Origin of the sequence: Herbaspirillum sp. C7C2 (assembly GCF_022627865.1) — a bacterium.
In the GTDB taxonomy this organism is placed as follows: domain Bacteria; phylum Pseudomonadota; class Gammaproteobacteria; order Burkholderiales; family Burkholderiaceae_D; genus Herbaspirillum; species Herbaspirillum frisingense.
On sequence record NZ_JABXGI010000011.1, the window covers coordinates 1 to 19009 of the forward strand.

19 protein-coding genes are annotated in these 19009 nt (G+C 63.3%); 5 read left to right on the forward strand and 14 right to left on the reverse strand.

What is annotated here, in order from left to right:
* Window positions 1-815 precede the first annotated feature (815 nt).
* Window positions 816-2219: a sensor histidine kinase gene (locus HWE04_RS15110; protein ID WP_241812902.1), complete on the reverse strand. Its 1404-nt coding sequence runs from the start codon at window positions 2217-2219 to the stop codon at window positions 816-818.
* Between the two features lie 4 nt (window positions 2220-2223).
* Window positions 2224-2910, reverse strand: a complete 687-nt coding sequence (locus HWE04_RS15115; RefSeq protein WP_077237274.1) for a response regulator transcription factor — start codon at window positions 2908-2910, stop codon at window positions 2224-2226.
* 258 nt (window positions 2911-3168) lie between these two features.
* On the opposite strand from HWE04_RS15115, the gene phnD reads away from it, so the two are divergent.
* The 5 genes from phnD to glpD all read left to right on the forward strand — a co-directional run bounded on the left by phnD (window position 3169) and on the right by glpD (window position 8325).
* On the forward strand, window positions 3169-4158 hold the full coding sequence (phnD, locus tag HWE04_RS15120) for a phosphate/phosphite/phosphonate ABC transporter substrate-binding protein (RefSeq protein WP_006464642.1): 990 nt from the start codon (window positions 3169-3171) through the stop codon (window positions 4156-4158).
* Between the two features lie 156 nt (window positions 4159-4314).
* Window positions 4315-5085, forward strand: a complete 771-nt coding sequence (phnC, locus tag HWE04_RS15125; protein ID WP_006464641.1) for a phosphonate ABC transporter ATP-binding protein — start codon at window positions 4315-4317, stop codon at window positions 5083-5085.
* Entirely contained in the window at window positions 5082-5897 is an 816-nt protein-coding gene (gene phnE, locus HWE04_RS15130; RefSeq protein WP_006464640.1) for a phosphonate ABC transporter, permease protein PhnE, read from the forward strand. The genes phnC and phnE (HWE04_RS15130) overlap by 4 nt, the downstream gene beginning before the upstream one ends.
* On the forward strand, window positions 5890-6723 hold the full coding sequence (gene phnE, locus HWE04_RS15135; RefSeq protein ID WP_006464639.1) for a phosphonate ABC transporter, permease protein PhnE: 834 nt from the start codon (window positions 5890-5892) through the stop codon (window positions 6721-6723). Before phnE (HWE04_RS15130) ends, phnE (HWE04_RS15135) begins: the two co-directional genes overlap by 8 nt.
* Window positions 6724-6741: 18 nt before the next feature.
* Window positions 6742-8325, forward strand: coding sequence for a glycerol-3-phosphate dehydrogenase (gene glpD, locus HWE04_RS15140; RefSeq protein WP_077237276.1), 1584 nt, complete (start codon window positions 6742-6744; stop codon window positions 8323-8325).
* Here glpD and HWE04_RS15145 read toward each other — a convergent pair.
* The 12 genes from HWE04_RS15145 to urtB all read right to left on the reverse strand — a co-directional run bounded on the left by HWE04_RS15145 (window position 8307) and on the right by urtB (window position 18959).
* Window positions 8307-8918, reverse strand: coding sequence for a HupE/UreJ family protein (locus tag HWE04_RS15145; RefSeq protein ID WP_006464637.1), 612 nt, complete (start codon window positions 8916-8918; stop codon window positions 8307-8309). The two genes, glpD and HWE04_RS15145, sit on opposite strands and share 19 nt — an antisense overlap.
* A gap of 202 nt (window positions 8919-9120) precedes the next feature.
* On the reverse strand, window positions 9121-9753 hold the full coding sequence (ureG, locus tag HWE04_RS15150) for an urease accessory protein UreG (protein WP_006464636.1): 633 nt from the start codon (window positions 9751-9753) through the stop codon (window positions 9121-9123).
* 43 nt (window positions 9754-9796) lie between these two features.
* Window positions 9797-10477, reverse strand: coding sequence for an urease accessory protein UreF (locus tag HWE04_RS15155; protein WP_241812903.1), 681 nt, complete (start codon window positions 10475-10477; stop codon window positions 9797-9799).
* A 3-nt stretch (window positions 10478-10480) separates the two neighbouring features.
* Entirely contained in the window at window positions 10481-11014 is a 534-nt protein-coding gene (gene ureE / locus HWE04_RS15160; protein WP_241812905.1) for an urease accessory protein UreE, read from the reverse strand.
* A gap of 17 nt (window positions 11015-11031) precedes the next feature.
* The gene (gene ureC, locus HWE04_RS15165) at window positions 11032-12732 is read right to left on the reverse strand and encodes an urease subunit alpha (protein ID WP_139972619.1); all 1701 of its coding nucleotides are present in this window, start codon (window positions 12730-12732) and stop codon (window positions 11032-11034) included.
* On the reverse strand, window positions 12729-13073 hold the full coding sequence (locus HWE04_RS15170) for an urease subunit beta (RefSeq protein WP_241812906.1): 345 nt from the start codon (window positions 13071-13073) through the stop codon (window positions 12729-12731). The genes ureC and HWE04_RS15170 overlap by 4 nt, the downstream gene beginning before the upstream one ends.
* A 10-nt stretch (window positions 13074-13083) precedes the next feature.
* Window positions 13084-13386, reverse strand: coding sequence for an urease subunit gamma (locus tag HWE04_RS15175; protein ID WP_017452803.1), 303 nt, complete (start codon window positions 13384-13386; stop codon window positions 13084-13086).
* A 78-nt stretch (window positions 13387-13464) separates the two neighbouring features.
* On the reverse strand, window positions 13465-14364 hold the full coding sequence (locus HWE04_RS15180; protein ID WP_446719234.1) for an urease accessory protein UreD: 900 nt from the start codon (window positions 14362-14364) through the stop codon (window positions 13465-13467).
* 256 nt (window positions 14365-14620) lie between these two features.
* Window positions 14621-15319, reverse strand: coding sequence for an urea ABC transporter ATP-binding subunit UrtE (gene urtE, locus HWE04_RS15185; protein WP_241812907.1), 699 nt, complete (start codon window positions 15317-15319; stop codon window positions 14621-14623).
* Window positions 15320-15337: 18 nt separating this feature from the next.
* Window positions 15338-16219: an urea ABC transporter ATP-binding protein UrtD gene (gene urtD / locus HWE04_RS15190; protein WP_006464628.1), complete on the reverse strand. Its 882-nt coding sequence runs from the start codon at window positions 16217-16219 to the stop codon at window positions 15338-15340.
* Window positions 16216-17346 carry an urea ABC transporter permease subunit UrtC gene (urtC, locus tag HWE04_RS15195; RefSeq protein ID WP_077237282.1) on the reverse strand — a complete coding sequence of 377 codons (1131 nt, stop codon included), beginning with the start codon at window positions 17344-17346 and terminating at the stop codon, window positions 16216-16218. The genes urtD and urtC overlap by 4 nt, the downstream gene beginning before the upstream one ends.
* The gene (gene urtB / locus HWE04_RS15200) at window positions 17343-18959 is read right to left on the reverse strand and encodes an urea ABC transporter permease subunit UrtB (protein WP_102664178.1); all 1617 of its coding nucleotides are present in this window, start codon (window positions 18957-18959) and stop codon (window positions 17343-17345) included. The genes urtC and urtB overlap by 4 nt, the downstream gene beginning before the upstream one ends.
* Window positions 18960-19009 lie beyond the last annotated feature (50 nt).

Consider the following 19009-nt stretch of genomic DNA (forward strand, 5'->3'; position numbering starts at 1 on the left):
AACAGGCCCGGGCTGATGAGCATCGCGTTCCCTGCTCTCATTAGGCTGACTTCGACTGGGGTTCCAGTGACGCGGATTGAAGAGCTGGTAAGGCGCGGACACTCCGCCGACCGCCTACTGATCAGCTGGCGTTGCGCTGTAAGAGGCCATGCCTTTGTGTTAGTAGTGCCCTACCCATTGCGCTACACCGCGAGTGCGCGGGACAAAATATCATCCACAAGCACTGGGGATATCACCGCCAACACTCCCTGGCGATGTCCCAATCCTATCAGCATGCAGCCAAGCTTGCTTCCCGTCCATCAACCCACCGATGCGACTTCCTGCTGAGTTATTCCACAGTTCGCAACAACCAGGGCCAACGTGGTCGATCAGACTTATACACAGTGATTGATGACGAGCATCTCGTCCGTTGCACCTGCGTCGATGTCCTATCCACAGCCAGAATGATCTGGCACGCCCGCTCGATCATCTTATGCACAGGCAAAAATAAATAGCGTTCGCATAGTCTTCCTATACGACCACAGCACCGACATTACTAACACCCGCCCATCAAGCCCCTAATCTCGCAAGACAATAAAAATGCCGGCATGACCGGCATCTCTAACAATTCACACGCATAAGCAGATCAACAGTATCACGTTGATCCATCCACAAGTCCGCCTCCAGACTGGATTCCAGCCAAGTTGTCCACAACAGGCACAAGAACCCAGGTAAGAGAAATACTTATACACAGCATCTTCGACAACGACCTGCAACCAGAGCACTTTGCAGCCCAGAGCGGGGAAAAATCTAAGTTTTCCACAGCCCTCTCAAACTCAGCCAGTCACCGCTCTGAAATGCACCAACGCATCCAGCCCCTCGACCTGGCCAGCATCGCCCATCCGATTGCGCAAGCTGATGGTCGCCTGCATCGAGTCCACGATCTCACCGCAGATCGTCAGTCCCAGTCCACCTGACGAAGATCCATTCGAGGAAAACGCCTTGAAGACATTTTCCATGGCCGGTGCTTCGATACCCTCCCCGCTATCCCAGATCAGCAACTCCGCCACCTCGTCCCTTGCGCTGATGCGAATCCCCAACCGTCCCCGCACCGGCGTATGCCGTATGGCGTTGTGCAAGAGATTGGATATCAGCTCGCCGATCATCCACGGATGTCCCATCACCAGTATCTTCTCGGCTTCCAGCTCAAAGTCCAGGTCCTTCTCCGCAATCAGCGGCGACAGGTCCACAGCCGTCTCACGCGCCAGCATGCCCAGATCACACACCTCCTGCGCACCCCGTCCCCGTATCTGCTCGACCTTGGCCAACGATAGCAACTGGTTGGCCAGGTTGGTCGCCCGCTCCACCGTTCCCGACATCTCCTGCAGGATCTCCTGCGCCGGTGCATCCCCGCGCAAGCCAGACTGCAACTGGGTCTTCAATACTGCCAGCGGAGTACGCAACTGGTGCGATGCATTCGCCACAAAGCGCTGCTGGTGGTCCAGCAGGCGCCGCAAGCGCGCCATCAACTGGTTCAGTGCATTGATGAACGGCTGCAACTCACGCGGCGCCATCGGCGGCGCCACCGGAGACAGATCGTCTGCAGGCCGTTCATCCAGCTGACGGCGCAAGGCATCCACAGGTTGCAAGGCACGCCGCACCACATACAGGGTCACCGACACGATCACCACCAGCAAGGCCGCCTGTCGGATCAGCGTTTCCCAGAAGATCTTGCGGGCCAATGCACTGCGGTTCTCCATGGTCTCCGCCACCTGCACCAGGGCCGCGCCACGCGGGTCATTGGTCACTACTGGCTGGAACAGTGCGGCCACCCGCACCGGGACGCCGTTGTAATTATCTTCGTAGATATGCGCCAACGCCGGATAGATGGCTTCCTTGTCCGCCTTGCCCTTATAGGATGGCAAGTCAGCATCACCGTCGAAGAACTTGCCTTCCAGGTCATTGATGCGATAGATCATCCGGCTCGAATAATCCGCCTCGTAGATTTCCAGCGCAGCATACGGTAGCGAGGCCTTCAGCTCGCCATTCTCGATACGCAGCAGATCACCGATGGAATGTACCGAGGCGATCAGCATGCGGTCATAGGCCGTGTTCACCGACTCCAGCGTATTGCGATACAACGAGAAGGAATCAATGATGATGAACAGGGCGATCGGCGAGATGATCCACGCCAGCAGATAGGCGCGCACCGAGCGGCGCCGCGAAAACAGATGCGCCACGTCCTCAGTCCCCGCCGCCCTGCTGCTGCCTGTCGCGCAACAGATAACCCAGACCGCGCAAGGTCATGATCTCCGCACCGGTCTCCATGAGCTTCTTGCGCACCCGATGCACCACCACTTCGATGGCCTCCAGTTGCGTATTCTCTTCCATCGGGAATACCAGCCGGAACAGCTTTTCCTTGGTCACCGCATGTCCCGGCTTGGCAATCAGCGCCTTGAGCAGCGTATGCTCGCGCGGCGTCAACTCCAGCGGATCGTCACCACGATAGAAGGCTCCCGATCCACGATCGAAGCGCAGTCCGCCACAACGCTGCACGCCATCATCGGCATTGGTGCGCCGCCGCAGCAAGGCACGGATGCGCGCATCCAGTTCATCGAGATCGAAGGGCTTGGCCAGGTAGTCGTCGGCGCCCGCGTTCAGACCCACCACGCGATCGCCCACCGCGCCGCGCGCGGTCAGCACGATCACCGGCGTGCCGATATCCTGCGAGCGGATCCGCTGCAGCAGGTGCAGGCCGTCCAGCCCGGGAATGTTGAGGTCCAGTACCACCAGGTCGCCGACCCCATCCTTGATGTGCGACAACGCACTGATGCCGTCGCCGCAATGCGTGACCTGAAAACCCCGTCGCTCCAGCGCCCTGAGCAGCGCACGCGACATGTCGATGTCGTCCTCCACCAGCAGGATATGCATGATGTCCCATATCGTTATCGTTGGTAAGCCGCCTTTATACCGCCAAACCTCCCCCAGCGCGAGCCCTGTGCGGATGGGCTTTGAAAGCAGATTGAAAGCCACCGGAAAGGCAGCTGCAAGGAAACCCCCGCTTTGGCAAGGTCCCGCAGTAGTAAAAGCCGCGCCCCTCGCCTACACTCCCGCACATCGCCGGCCAGCACCTGATTTTGTCAGCCGTCGCGACCGGCACCAAGACCAAAACCATCTCTAGGAGACAGCATGACCCAGCGTCTGATCAAGACCCTGTTGGCACTCGCCCTGGCCGCACCGGCCATCGCCTTCGCCCAGGACACCTGCACCAACCGCGGTGACCTCGACCAGCAATACTGCGACGCCAATAACGACCTCACGGCCGACACCCCCACCGATCCCAAGAAGCTGAAGAACCCCAATACCCTGGTCTTCACCTTCACCCCGGTGGAAGACCCGGCCGTCTACGACAAGATCTTCAAGCCCTTCACCGACTACCTGTCGCAGTGCACCGCCAAGAAGGTGGTGTTCTTCCAGGTCCAGTCCAATGCCGCTGAAATCGAAGCCATGCGCTCCGGTCGCCTGCACGTCGGCGGCTTCTCGCCCGGCCCCACCAACTTCGCCGTCAACATCGCTGGCGCCGTGCCGTTCGCTGTCATTGGCGACGCCAAGGGCTACCAGGGCTATACCCTGAACGTGATCGTGCGCAAGGACAGCCCCATCCAGAAGATGACCGATCTGAAGGGCAAGAAGGTCGCGCACACCGCACCCTCCTCCAACTCCGGCCACATGGCACCGATGGCCCTGTTCCCTAAGCTGGGCGTGACCCCGGACAAGGACTACAAGGTCATCTTCTCCGGCAAGCACGACCAGTCCATCCTGGGCGTGAACTCGGGTGACTACGACGCAGCCGCCATCGCCTCCGACGTCTTCGACCGCATGGTCGAGCGCGGCGTGATCAAGGCTGAGAACTTCCGCGTCATCTGGCACAGCGAGAAATTCCCGACCCAGGACTTCGCCTACGCGCATGACCTGGAGCCGAACTTCCGCGACAAGATGCTCAAGTGCTTCTACGACTACCGCTTCACCGATGAGCTGAAGAAGGCCTTCGCCGGTTCCGATCGCTTCTACCCGATCAACTACAAGAAGGACTTCGAAATGGTGCGCTTCGTCGCCCATTCCGCAGGTGAATCCTTCAACCGCGCCGCCTACGACAAGCAGAACGCCGGCAAGAAGTAAGCACGTGGCCTGAGCCTCCCACCCGTGGCCGTCCTGGCCCGGGTGCCGCAGTACCCGTCCTACACCGAACCAAGCAACACGGCCCGTGCCCACCGCACGGGCTGCGGCCCCTCGCATCCCGCGAATGGCCGCGCATCACCAGAGAAAGCGCCTCCCATGTCACACGCCATCGAAATCCAGGGCCTGGTCAAGGAATACAAGCCCGGCCATCCCATCCTCAAGGGCATCGACCTGAAGATCGGCGATGCCGGCCTGGTCGCCATCATCGGCCCTTCCGGCACCGGCAAGTCGACCCTGATCCGCTGCATCAACCGCCTGGTCGACCCCAGCCGCGGCGCGATCTGGTTCGAAGGCGAAGGCAAGCGCGTGAACCTGGCCGAGCTGCGCGGTCGCGCCCTGCGCGAGCAACGCCGCCACATCGGCATGGTGTTCCAGGAATACAACCTGGTCGAGCGCCTGTCCGTGATGGAAAATCTCTTGTGCGGACGCCTGGGCTACGTCAACGCGTTCACCGCCTGGCGCCGCAACTTCAGCAAGGAAGACATCGCCCACGCCTTCGAGCTGCTGGATACCGTCGGCCTGGGTAATTTCGCCAACCAGCGCGCCGATGCGCTTTCCGGTGGCCAGCGCCAGCGCGTGGGCATCGCCCGCGCCCTGATGCAGCGCCCGCGCCTGCTGCTGGCCGACGAGCCGACCTCCTCGCTGGACCCCAAGACCTCCTTCGAGATCATCTCGCTGCTCAAGGAACAAGGTCGCGCCCAGAAGATCCCCGTCATCGTCAACATCCATGATGTCGAACTGGCAAAGCGCTACGCCGACCGCATCATCGGCATGTCCGGCGGCCACGTGATCTATGACGGCAATGCCGAGAACCTGTCGGATGACTTCCTCAAGCAAATCTACGGTGGCGAGGACTGGCTGGCATGACGACCGCAACTCCCCCCACCCCACAGAACGCCGGCGCCCGCGTGAGCCTGGCCTTCAAGCCGCAGCTGGTCACCCGCGTGGTGATCTGGCTGATCGCCCTCTACGCGATCTACGCCGCCACCCAATTGGGATTCTCCTGGGAGCGCTTCTCGTCCGGCCTGGGCAATGGCGCCAAGTTCCTCGGCCGCATGTTCCCGCCTGACCTGTCCAAGGGCGACATCCTCTGGGGCGGCATCAAGGAAACCCTGCAGATCGCCGTGCTGGCCTCGCTCTTCGGTATCCTGCTGTCGCTGCCCATCGGCCTCATGGGGGCACGCAACCTGATGCCGGCATGGATCTCCTGGCCCGCACGCGCACTGGTGTCGGTCTGCCGTTCGCTGCACCCGGTGATCGTGGCCATCCTGTTCGTCAAGGCGGTCGGCTTTGGCGCCCTGGCCGGCGTGCTGGCGTTGATCGTCGCGTCCATCGGTTTCATCGGCAAGCTCTTCGCCGAAGCCATCGAGGAAATCTCCATCAAGCAGGTTGAAGCCATCCGCGCCACCGGTGCGTCCTTCATGAACGTGATCCTGTTCGGCGTACTGCCGCAGGTGATGTCGCGCTTCGTCGGTTTCTCCACCTATCAGCTCGATTCCAACCTGCGCAACTCCACCATGGTCGGTATCGTCGGCGCCGGTGGCGTGGGCGGCGTGCTGTTCTCCGCCTTCCAGCGCTTCGACTACGACTTCGTGCTCACCATCCTGGTCACCATCATCACCATCATCGTCGTCGGCGAACTGCTGGCGAACTCGGTCAAGAAGGTCTTCAATGTCTGATACCGTCCTCTCCCGTCCCCCGGCCGCGCTCACTCCGGCCGAGCGCGAATGGCAGCGTCACACGCCGCTGCAGCGCGTGCTGCGCTTCACGGTGTGGCTGGTCATTGCGCTGGCCGTGGTGCAGTCGCTGCGCTATATCGAAATCATCCCCGAGTTCCTCTACGATGCACCGGAACAGATGAGCGACATGCTCTCCCGCATGTGGCCCGTCGACTGGGAATACTTCGGCACCGACGTGAAGGCCGGCCTGATCGAAACCCTGCACATCGCCACCCTCGGCACCCTGCTCTCCATCGTCCTGGCCATTCCCTTCGGTCTGCTGGTCGCGCCCAACCTGACCCGCAACCGTGCCTTGAATCTGTTCGCACGCATCGTGCTGGTGGCCAGCCGCTCGGTCAATTCGCTGGTCTGGGCGCTGCTGTTCCTGGCCATCTTCGGACCTGGCCCGCTGGCGGGTACCCTGGCCATCGCCTTCCGCTCCATCGGCTTCGTCGGCAAGATGGCCGGCGAAACCATCGAGCAGATGCCGCGTGGTCCCATCGAAGCCCTGCAGGCCTCGGGTGCCAGCAAGTTCTCCGAAATCTGGTACGGCTACTGGCCTCAGCTGAAGCCCGCCTTCATGTCCATCGTGCTGCTGCGCTGGGATATCAATGTGCGTGAATCGGCCGTGCTGGGCATCGTCGGCGCCGGTGGCGTGGGCATGGTGCTGGACACTGCCCTGAACCTGTTCCAGTGGCCGCGCGTGGCCACCGTACTGGTCTCCATCTTCGCCATCGTGATCGTCACCGAGGTGGTGGTGACCCAGATCCGCAAGCGCATTCTCTAATCCTGAAGCGAGGCCTGCATGAAAGCACGTGGCACCGAAGGCATCACCTATCCCCCGCAATACGACCTGCTGGTGGTCGGCGGCGGCATCAACGGCGCCGGTATCGCCCGTGACGCCGCCGGACGCGGCCTCTCGGTGGCGCTGTGCGAGCAGCACGACCTAGCGCAGCACACCTCGTCGTCCTCCAGCAAACTGATACACGGCGGTCTGCGCTACCTGGAGCACTACGAGTTCGGCCTGGTGCGCAAGGCCCTGATCGAACGCGAAGTGCTCCTGCGCAGCGCTCCCCACATCATGTGGCCCTTGCGCTTCGTCATGCCGCACGACCAGGGCCAGCGCCCGGCCTGGCTGATCCGCCTGGGCATGTTCCTCTACGACCACCTGGCCCGGCGCGAACTGCTGCCCGGCTCGCGTGCGCTGGACCTGCGCCGCCACCCCTCGGGGGCGCCCCTGAAGTCGCAGTTCACCCGTGGCTTCGTCTATTCCGATGGCTGGGTGGACGACGCGCGCCTGGTGGTATTGAACGCCATGGACGCCGCCGAAAAAGGCGCCCACATCATGACCCGCACCCGCTGTGAATCCCTGAGCCGCCAGGACCAGGGCTGGCAAGCCGTGCTGCGGCGCGCCGATGGTCATGCCATGCAGGTGCGCGCACGTTGCGTGGTCAACGCCGCCGGTCCCTGGGTGGCCCAGTTCCTGGGCGACGCAGCCCACGTGCACTCCAGCAAATCGGTACGTCTGGTCAAGGGCAGCCACATCGTGGTCAAGCGCCTGTTCGACCACGATCATGCCTACATCTTCCAGAATCCGGATGGCCGCATCGTCTTCGCCATCCCCTACGAACGCGACTTCACCCTGATCGGCACCACCGATATCGAATACAAAGGCAAGGTGGAAAACGTCGCCATTTCCGAGGACGAGATCGGCTATCTGTGCCAGCTCGCCAATCGCTATTTCGACCAGCCCATTACCCCGGCCGACGTGGTCTGGTCCTACTCCGGCGTGCGTCCATTGCTGGAGGATGCCGCCGCCGACGCCTCGGCCGTCACCCGCGACTACCAGCTCGACCTGAACACCCAGGGCGCCCCGCTGCTCTCCGTCTTCGGCGGCAAGATCACCACCTTCCGCAAGCTGGCTGAGGAGGCGGTGGACATGATCGCCCCCACACTGGGCAACCAGCGCGGCGCCTGGACCGAGGGCGGCTGCCTGCCGGGCGGCGACCTGTTCGGCACGAAGCCGGCCAACCGTTCTGTGCGCGAGTTCGATCAATACGTTTCAAGTCTGCAGCAGCAGTACCACTGGCTGCCGGCATCACTATTGCAGCGATACGCGCGCGCCTACGGCAGCCGCACGCATGGGCTGCTGGAAGGAAAGAAGAGCTTGGAAGAGATGGGAGAAGAGATTCTGGGCGGGCTGTACGCCGCCGAGGTGGACTATCTGTTGCGCCACGAATGGGCCACCAGCGCAGCCGACATCCTGTGGCGGCGTTCCAAGCTCGGCCTGCATTTCCCCAAGGGCAGCGAGGCCGTGCTGGACGCCTGGCTGGCCGCGCGCGGCGGCCAGCCGGAGGCAGAACAAGCGCTTCAGGCCGCCAGCAGGTAGGCACCCACGGCGGCGATACCCACGCCGCCGATGCGCACCACGCGGTCGGCCATCTTCTGGCCGGCCACCAGGCCGATACCCAGACCGGCCGCATGCAGCAGCGCGGTCGCGGCAATGAAGCCGGCGCCATACAGGGCGGCCGAGCTACCGTGCGGCAGTTCTGCACCGTGGGCATAGCCATGGAACATGGCGAACAGCGATACCACCAGCGTGCTGCCCCACAGCGGCATGCGTACCGCAAACGCGATCAGCAGACCCAGCACCGCCACCGAAGCAGCAATCCCCGTTTCCACGGCCGGCACCTGCAGGCCAGTGAAGGCCAGCAGCGCACCCACCACCATCATCAGCGGGAAGGCCAGCGGCAGCACCCACAGGGCACGCTGCTTGCTTTGTGCCGCCCACAGGCCCACGGCCAGCATGGCCAGCAGGTGATCCACGCCCGAGAACGGGTGGGCGAAGCCGGCGGCCATGCTGGCCGTGGCATCCATGGTCGAACCGGGATGGCCCGGGTGAGCCAGCGCGGAGCCGGCCGCCAGTGCGGTGACGGCCAGCACGCCCAGGCGGGCGCGGGTCTTGGTGGTGAGTGCAAACATGATTTCTCCTTGGGCAGATTCTGCAAAAAATGACAGGCGGGTCTAAGTTGTAGGGGCAGCGTCGCACAGTCGATACGATGCGCTATCCGTTCGGACTGAGTAGCGGCTCTGTCGCGTATCGAAGGCGCTCGGTCGTAACGTCTTCGATACGGCCCTGTCGGGCCTACTCAGTCCGAACGGTAGTCATTGATTCAAGCCGCGTTCATTGAACTGGCTTCTGGTCCAGCAAGCCCTGCTTGCGGATGTACTCGATCACCTTCTCCACCCCATCGCCACTGCGCAGGTTGGTGAACACGAAGGGGCGTTCGCCACGCATGCGCTTGGCATCGGCCGCCATGATATCGAGATTTGCGCCCACATAGGGTGCCAGGTCGGTCTTGTTGATGATCAGCAGGTCGGAGCGGGTGATGCCGGGTCCGCCCTTGCGCGGGATCTTCTCGCCACCGGCCACGTCGATGACGTAGATGGTCAGGTCCGACAGCTCGGGGCTGAAAGTGGCCGCCAGGTTGTCGCCACCGGACTCCACCAGGATCAGGTCCAGGTCGGGGAAGTCAGCGCTCATGCGGGCGATCGCCTCCAGGTTGATCGAGGCATCCTCGCGGATGGCCGTGTGCGGGCAGCCACCGGTCTCCACCCCCATCAGGCGATCGGCCGGCAGCGCATCGGCGCGCAGCAGGATCTCCATGTCTTCCTTGGTGTAGATGTCATTGGTGATGACGGCCATGTCGTAATGGTCGCGCATGCGCTTGCACAGCATTTCGCACAGCGCCGTCTTGCCGGAACCGACCGGGCCGCCGATGCCCACGCGCAGCGGATTGGAAGTGGAATTGCTCATGGTTGTCTCTTGGTTCGTGTAGCTACGTTAATGATATAAATGATCAGGAGCGATAGATGCGGCTGTACTGCACCTCATGCTGCATCGACAGCAGCGACAGTCCCGGCGCCCAGTTGCACAGATCATCGTCCTCCAGCGTCAGCGCGGTCGCGGCCGCCTGCTCCAGCTCCGGCTGCAACGACAGCAAGATGCGCTGCCCCGCCACCTGCCCCAGCGGCACCGTCTTCACGCAGGCCAGCACCTGGTTCTCGGCCCAGGCGAAGAGCATGCCCAGCACCGCCGCCTCCCGTGGCACCTGCAGCGCCACCGTGGCAAAGGCCAGTGCGGTAGGCAGCGGCACTTCCGGCTGTGCCTGCAACAGCGCCAGCAGCCCGGCGTCGCCCAGCTTCAGGTCGGCGACCAGCTTGCCCAGCGAATAACCCATCTGGATGGTCTCGGCGCGGAACTCCGAGGTATCGCGCGCCGCCACGAAGCGCTCGGTCCAGCGCGTGACCGCCTCGGCATCGCGAGATTCAAAGGCTGCCACCAGTCGCGCAAAGATAGGCGCCTCGAAGCGTGCCACCACCTCATGCAGCGCATGGCCGATCCAGTCGCGTGCCGCCGCTTCGCTGTTGACCCGCCCATTCTCGATGGCCGCCTCCAGCCCTTGCGAATAGCTGTAGGCACCGATCGGCAGGGACGGGCTGCTCAGTTGCAGCAGATGCAGCAAGGCGCTGGCGTGCATGGATCAGCCCTCGTCCTTCTTGTCGCTGGGCCGGTGGATCTTCTGACGCAGCGGAATCGGCGCCAGCGGATTGTGATGATGGTCGTCACCATGATGGTGATGACCACCGCCATAGGCCCCGGCTTCCGGTTCGAAGGCGGCTTCTTCTTCCGACACGCGTGCGCCGAGCCCCTCCAGCATTTCCTTGAGCACCGGGTCCTTGCGGATGCGCAGGAAGCCCACGCCACCCGTATGGCCGATATGCGCCTGGGTGTGACGATTGCCGAGGTGGAAGGCGCAGCGCAGCAGCAGGTGCGCGTCGGCCGCATCGACCCGGTAGGTGGCCTCGGCCTTGGCGATGATCTTCACTACGCGGCCATCGTCGCCGCGCAGCAGGTCGCCATCGCGCAGCACGGTACCGCGCACGGTGAACACCGCCACATCCTCGCCCGAGCGTAGCGTGGCGCGCAGGCGGCTTTTCTCGCGCTGGTCGTAGGGCAGTTCCAGTTCACCGTCGATCTGCGCGGCCTGGTCTATCTTGGTATTGAGAGTCAGCATGAAAAATTCTAAAGAAATCAGAACAGGAAATAACGCTGCGCCAGTGGCAGCGACACCGCCGGCTCGCACACCAGCAGCTCGCCATCGGCGCGCACTTCATAGGTCTCGGAATCGACTTCCATCTTCGGTGTGGCGCCGTTGTGGATCATGTCGCGCTTGCGCAGGTTACGCATGTTCTTCACCGCCACTACCGGCTTGTTGAGCTTCAGTTGCTCGCCGATACCGGCGTCGAAGGCGGCCTGCGAAACGAAGGTCATGGACGTCTTCAGGCCACCGCCATAGGCGCCGAACATCATCCGGTAATGCACCGGCTGCGGCGTCGGGATGGAGGCATTCGGGTCACCCATCTGGGCCGCCGCGATCATGCCGCTCTTCAGGATCATAGAGGGCTTGGCGCCGAAGAAGGCTGGCTTCCACAGCACGATGTCGGCGATCTTGCCCACCTCCAGCGACCCCACCACGTGCGAGATGCCGTGGGTGATGGCCGGGTTGATGGTGTACTTGGCGATGTAGCGCTTGATGCGGAAGTTGTCGTTGCGCGACGTATCTTCCTTCAGCGAACCGCGCTGCACCTTCATCTTGTGCGCGGTCTGCCAGGTGCGCAGGATCACCTCGCCCACGCGGCCCATGGCCTGCGAGTCGGAAGACATCATCGAGATCGCGCCGATGTCATGCAGGATATCCTCGGCCGCAATCGTCTCGCGGCGGATGCGCGATTCGGCGAAGGCGATATCCTCGGCAATGGCCGGGTCCAGGTGATGGCAGACCATCAGCATGTCCAGGTGCTCGTCCAGCGTATTGACCGTGAACGGGCGCGTCGGGTTGGTGGAGGACGGCAGCACGTTGCCTTCGCCCACGGCCGCAATGATGTCCGGTGCGTGACCACCACCCGCGCCTTCGGTGTGGAAGGTGTGGATGGTACGGTCCTTGAAGGCCGCCAGGGTGTGCTCCAGGAAGCCACCTTCGTTCAGGGTATCGGTGTGGATGGCCACCTGGATATCCATGCGGTCGGCCACCGTCAGACAGTTGTCGATGGCGGCCGGCGTGGAGCCCCAGTCCTCGTGCAGTTTCAGGCCGATGGCACCGGCGCGGATCTGTTCCTCCAGCGGCAGCGGCAGGCTGACGTTGCCCTTGCCGAGGAAGCCCAGATTCATCGGGAAGGCATCGGCGGCTGCCAGCATCGAATGGATGTGCCAGGGGCCGGGCGTGCAGGTGGTCGCCGCCGTGCCGACGGCCGGACCGGTGCCGCCGCCCAGCATGGTGGTCACGCCGCTCATCAGCGCTTCCTCAATCTGCTGCGGGCAGATGAAGTGGATGTGGCTGTCGATGCCGCCGGCGGTGACGATCATGCCTTCGCCCGCAATGATTTCGGTCGCGCCGCCGATGGCCATGGTCACGCCGGGCTGGATGTCCGGATTGCCGGCCTTGCCGATGCCGGCGATCTTGCCCGACTTGATGCCGATGTCAGCCTTGACGATGCCCCAGTGGTCCACGATGAGCGCATTGGTGATGACGGTGTCCATCACGTCGGCGTGGGCGCGCTGCGACTGGCCCATGCCATCGCGGATCACCTTGCCGCCGCCGAATTTCACTTCCTCGCCGTAGACTGTATAGTCCTTCTCCACCTCCAGGAACAGCGCGGTATCGGCCAGGCGCACGCGGTCGCCGACGGTGGGGCCGAACATCTCGGCATAGGCCGAGCGGGAAATCTTGCTCATTTGGTCTGCCCCTTCTTCTCCGTGCCGACATTGGCTTTCAGCTTGCCCATCACCAGTGCATTGAAACCATAGACGCGGCGGTCCCCCGCCAGCGCCACCAGTTCCACCGTGCGCTCCTGGCCCGGCTCGAAACGCACTGCCGTGCCGGCGGCGATGTTCAGGCGCATGCCATAGGCCACGGAGCGCTCGAAGCGCAGCGCCGGATTGGTCTCGTAGAAATGGAAGTGGGAACCCACCTGGATGGGCCGGTCGCCGCTGTTGGCCACCGTCACGGTGGCCGTGGGGCGGCCGGTATTGAGTTCGATGTCGCCGGGTTCGACCAGCATTTCGCCTGGAATCATGACGCGCTCCTCAAGGAATCGGATGGTGGACGGTGACCAGCTTGCTGCCGTCGGGGAAGGTGGCTTCGACCTGGATGTCGGGGATCATCTCCGGCACGCCTTCCATCACATCGTTGCGGGTCAGGATGGTGGTGCCCTCGGACATCAGCTCGGCCACGGTCTTGCCGTCGCGTGCGCCTTCCATGATGGCGGCCGTGATCAGGGCCACCGCTTCCGGATAGTTGAGCTTCAGGCCACGCGCCTTGCGGCGTTCGGCCAGCAGCGCGGCGGTGAAGATCAACAGCTTGTCTTTTTCTCTTGGTGTCAGTTCCATGTTGGCTCCCGGCCGGCTGGCGGCCTTCAGTTTCTATCACTTGCTGGGACTTCGCTTGATTCGGTTTTCTTGTGTCGCTCAGGTATTCCAGATGCGCGGGATCGCCGCCTGCTTGCCCGTGACCGCAGGCCTGAGCATCTGCCAGGCCGTATGCAGCCATTGCCGCGCCACCAGGCTGGATTGGCCCATGTAGCGGGCGATCAGCACCTGCTTCATCAGGGTGGCGCCGCTGCGCCCTTCCAGTTGCAGCGCACCGATGGTCTCGCGCAGGCGGCCCAGCAGGGCGGCATCCATGCCATCACCCACGGCGATCAGGGTACCGCAGATGGTCTGTCCGTCCAGTGCCAGCGGTCCCTGCATGGCGCCCGCCTCAGCCTGCAGGCGGCCCTGCTCGAACCAGACCAGCTTGCCGCCACGGCGAATGCTGGTGCGCTGGCTCACCGCGCCGGTGGTGAAGGTTTCGCCGGAGGCGGTGCGACCAAAGCAGAGAATCTCCGCACCCAGGTAAGCGGCGTCGGCCGCCAGCGTCACCTCGTGTTCCATGCGCACATCGGCGCCATCGAAGAAGATGGTTTCCTGCGGCAACCATTCCAGCTTCGCACCTGCGCCGGCGTCCAGGCGCACCACCTGGCGCGAATGCTGGCCGTTGGCGCGATACCATTTTCCCGCACCCGGCGTGGTCAGCAGGGCATGGGCGCGTTCGCCCACCTCGGCCGTGATGGAGAGCTGGTCGCCGCCCACGATCCCGCCCGGGGGATGGACGATGATGGCATGGCAGATGGAAGGGTCTTCGGGGTAGAGCGGTTTCTGCACGCGCAAGGGGCCGAAGTGCTGGCGTCGCAGCAGGCGCGTAGTGCCGCCATCGTCGGCAAAGCCCAGCGTCAGGCGTGCCTGGTCCGGCGCATGCCGCAGGGGCGCGCCCGGGGTCGCAGGGGCCGGCATGCTGGCGGGTTCCGGATGGCCGGGGAGTCGTTTCATACCTGGTTCTTCATTGCGTGGTGGGCAGCGTGCGCCGGGTCTGCCGGCCGCGAACATGCGACTTTATAGCAGACCCGCCGCAAATGCGCAGCCTCGTCTCGTGCTTCGCTCCCCGTTCGGACTGAGTAGACCCGCAGGGTCGTATCGAAGGCGCTGACCTGCTTGTCAACGCGGGCGCGCCTTCGATACGCCGCTTTGCGGCTACTCAGTCCGAACGGTATCTGGTGGACGGGGCTTCTCAGACAGCTGAGGCACTTCAGACCGCCAGATGCTTCCTCACATCATCACCATCCATCTGGTCCTGCGTACCGGCCGCGACCACCTCGCCACGCGACATGACGACGAAGGTATCGGCCAGTTCGCGGGCGAAATCGAAATACTGCTCGCACAGCAGGATGCCGATATCACCGCGCTGGCGCAGCAGGCTGATGACGCGGCCGATGTCCTTGATGATGGAGGGCTGGATGCCCTCGGTCGGTTCATCCAGGATGATCAGCTTGGGCTCGGCCAACAGCGCCCGGGCAATCGCCAGTTGCTGTTGCTGGCCGCCGGAGAGGTCACCGCCACGACGGTGCAGCATTTCCTTCAAGACAGGAAAGAGTTCATAGACCTCGCCCTTGATGGTAGAGGCACGGCGACCCGACAGCGTGGCCATGCCCATGAGCATGTTCTCTTCCACCGTCAGGCGCGCGAAGATTTCGCGCCCCTGTGGCACATAGGCGATGCCCAGCCGGGCGCGCTGGTGGGGCTTCAACTTGGTGATGTCGTGGCCCTCGAACATGACATTACCCTTGGCCACCGGCAGCACGCCCATCAGGCATTTCAGCAGCGTGGTCTTGCCCACGCCATTGCGGCCCAGCAGGGACAATACCTTTCCCTTCTGCACATCGAGGGAGACCCCGCGCAGCGTATGCGCGGCGCCATAGTACTGGTTCAGTTCATTGACTTGCAGCATGGATGATGGTCTCCGCTCTTATCGTCCCAGGTAGACTTCGATGACGCGCTCGTTGGATTGCACCTGGCGCATATTGCCCTCGGCCAGTACCGATCCCTCGTGCAGCACGGTCACCTTGCCACCCTGGGCAATCTCTTCGACGAAGCCCATGTCGTGTTCCACCACCATGATGGAATGCTTGCCGCGCAGCTCGTTCAAGAGCTCTGCCGTGCGCGCTGTCTCGGCGTCGGACATGCCGGCCACCGGTTCATCCAGCAACAGCAGCTGCGGCTCCTGCATCAGCAGCATACCGATCTCCAGCCACTGCTTCTGGCCGTGCGAGAGCAGGCCGGCGATGCGATGTTCCTGGCCGTTCAGACGGATCAGCTTGAGAATCTCCTCGATCTTGCCGATCTGTTCCGACGACAGGCGCGCAAAGAGCGTGGTCTTGACGCGCTTGTCCATCTTCATCGCCAGTTCCAGATTCTCGAACACGGTGTGCTGCTCGAACACGGTAGGACGCTGGAACTTGCGGCCGATGCCGGCGTGCGCGATTTCATACTCGGTCATCTTGGTCAGGTCGATGGTCTGGCCGAAGAAGGCGGTGCCGGCGGTGGGCCGGGTCTTGCCGGTGATGACATCCATCATCGTGGTCTTGCCCGCGCCGTTGGGACCGATGATGCAGCGCAGCTCGCCCACCGAGATATCCAGGTTCAGGTTGTTGATGGCCTTGAAGCCGTCAAAGGACACCGTGATGTTTTCCAGGTAGAGGATGGCCCCGTGGGTGGTATCGACGCCCTCGGGTTTGATGCGATCGTAGGACGTGCCATGGTCGGCGCGCGGCGTATCGACATTGCCGCCCAGGCCGCCGATGGCGACGGCGTTTTTGCCCATGCTCTTGCCAGGTTCGATGGCGCTCATGCGGCCTCCTTGGATGCGCTCGCTTCAGCCGCCGAGGCAGCGCGTTTCTTGAGTTTCTGTACCAGTCCCAGGATGCCCTGCGGCAGGAACAGCGTCACCAGGATGAAGATCAGGCCCAGTGCATACAGCCACAGGTCGGGGAAGGCCGCGGTGAACCAGCTCTTCAGGCCATTGACGGTGAAGGCGCCGATGATGGGGCCGATCAGCGTGCCGCGGCCACCGACGGCGGCCCAGATCACCATCTCGATGGAGTTGGCCGGCGACATTTCGGACGGATTGATGATGCCCACCTGCGGCACATACAGCGCACCGGCGATACCGCAGATCACGGCCGACAGCGTCCACACGAAGAGCTTGAACCACAGCGGGTTGTAGCCGATGAACATGAGGCGCGATTCGGAATCGCGCACGCCCTGCAGCACCCGGCCCAGCTTGGAGGTGACGATCATGCGGCAGACCAGCAGTGCGCCCACCAGCAGTGCCAGCGTCACCAGGTACAGCACTGCCTTGGTGGACGGTGCGGTAATGGTGAAGCCCAGGATGCGCTTGAAGTCGGTAAAGCCGTTGTTGCCGCCGAAGCCGGTATCGTTGCGGAAGAATAGCAACATGAAGGCGAAGGTCATGGCCTGCGTGATGATGGAGAAATACACCCCCTTGATACGCGAGCGGAACGCGAAGTACCCGAACACGAAGGCCAGCAGACCCGGCACCAGCACCACCAGCAGCATGGAGAACCAGAAATGGTCCGTCATCCACCAGTACCAGGGATAGGCCTTCCAGTTCAGGAACACCATGAAGTCCGGCAGGTCGCTTTGATAGACGCCGTCACGGCCGATGGCGCGCATCAGGTACATGCCATGCGCGTAACCACCCAGCGCGAAGAACACGCCATGGCCCAGCGACAGGATGCCGGTGTAACCCCAGACCAGGTCCAGCGCCAGCGCCGCCATGGCGTAGCACATGAACTTGCCGACCAGCGCGATGGTATAGGACGACACGTGCAGGCTGCTGTCCGCCGGGAACAGCAGGTTGCAGATCGGCAGCAGCGCCAATACCACGGTGCAGATGACGATCCCGGCCCAGGCCGGGCGATTGAACAGCGAGGGGCGCATGATCATAGTGCTCATTCGACGCTCCTTCCCTTGAGTGCGAAGAGACCTTGCGGACGCTTCTGGATGAATACGATGATGAAGACCAGGATGGCGATCTTGGCCAGCACGGCGCCGGCCATCGGCTCCAGGAACTTGTTGACTTCGCCCAGGCCGAAGGCGGCGATCACGGTACCGGCCAGTTGGCCCACGCCACCCAGCACCACCACCATGAAGGAGTCCACGATATAGCCCTGGCCCAGGTCGGGGCCGACGTTGCCCAGCTGCGAGAGCGCCACGCCACCGAGACCGGCGATGCCGCAGCCCAGGCCGAAGGTCATCATGTCGATCTTGCCGGTGGACACGCCCACGCAATCGGCCATACGGCGGTTCTGCGTGACGGCGCGCACGAACAGGCCCAGGCGGGTCTTGTTCAGGATCAGCCACACCGCAAACACTACGAACAGCGCAAAGAACACGATCACGATGCGGTTATAGGACAGTACCAGCGAGCCCAACACGGTGACCCCGCCCGACATCCAGCTCGGGTTGGCCACTTCCACGTTCTGGGCGCCGAAGATGGAGCGCACGCCTTGCATCAACATCAGGCTGATGCCCCAGGTGCAGAGCAGGGTCTCCAGCGGACGGCCGTAGAGCCAGCGGATCACCAGCCGTTCCAGCGCGATACCGACGGCCGCGGCGACGATGAAGGCCGCCGGCAGGGCCACCACCAGATAGGCATCGATGGCGCCCGGGAAGAACTTGCGGAACACCAGCTGGCACACATAGGTGGTATAGGCGCCGATCATCAGCAATTCACCATGGGCCATGTTGATGATGCCCATCAGGCCAAAGGTAATGGCCAGGCCCAGCGCGGCCAGCAGCAGTACGCTGCCCAGTGAGACGCCATAGAACAGCTTGCCGGCGAAGTCCACGATGGCCAGGTGGCGGTCCAGCGCCGACAGGGTGCGCACGGCTTCCACCCGCACGCCTTCATCGGGTTCGACATAGGAGCCATCCGGATTCTTGGCCAGCATGTTTTCCAGCGCCGGCTTCAGTGAGGCATTGGTGGTCTCGGCCAGCGTCTTCACCGCAGCACGGCGCGCGGCCGGGTCGGTGGCATGCAGGTTGGCAGTGGCCTGCACCTGCAGCAGCACGTCCTTGATCTGGGGATCGCTCTCCTTGGCCAGCGCCTTTTCGATCAGCGGGATCTGCGCCGGGTCGGCATTCTTCAGGAGCTCGCTGGCGGCGGCCAGGCGCTGGTCGCGTTGCGGCGAGAGCAGCTTCAAGCCCGACAGGGCGCCGTCGACGGCGCCACGCAGGCGGTTGTTGACGGTGATGCCCTCTGCATCATCGGGTGCCGGGCCGGTCTGGTCGGTGGCCGGGTTGAAGGCCTTGCCGGCATCATCGACGATGAGCACGTCACCGGCAGGGGTGACATAGAGCGCGTCGCTGTTCAAGGCATTGAGAATCTTGAGGGCGTCGTCGTTGGCCAGCGCCGCAATCTGGTTGACGGCGGCGATGCGCGCGTCGGGGTCGTCTCCGCCAAGGGGCTTGAGCAGGTCCGGTGCGATGGCCGCGCCCGCCGTCAGGGCGTGGACGCAAAGCCAGGTCGCGAGGAGCCCGCGTAGGAACTGGATGGCTGGTGTCATGATGGTGTGCGCCTCGAAGCGCGAGCCGGACACGAAGCCGTGGCCGATGC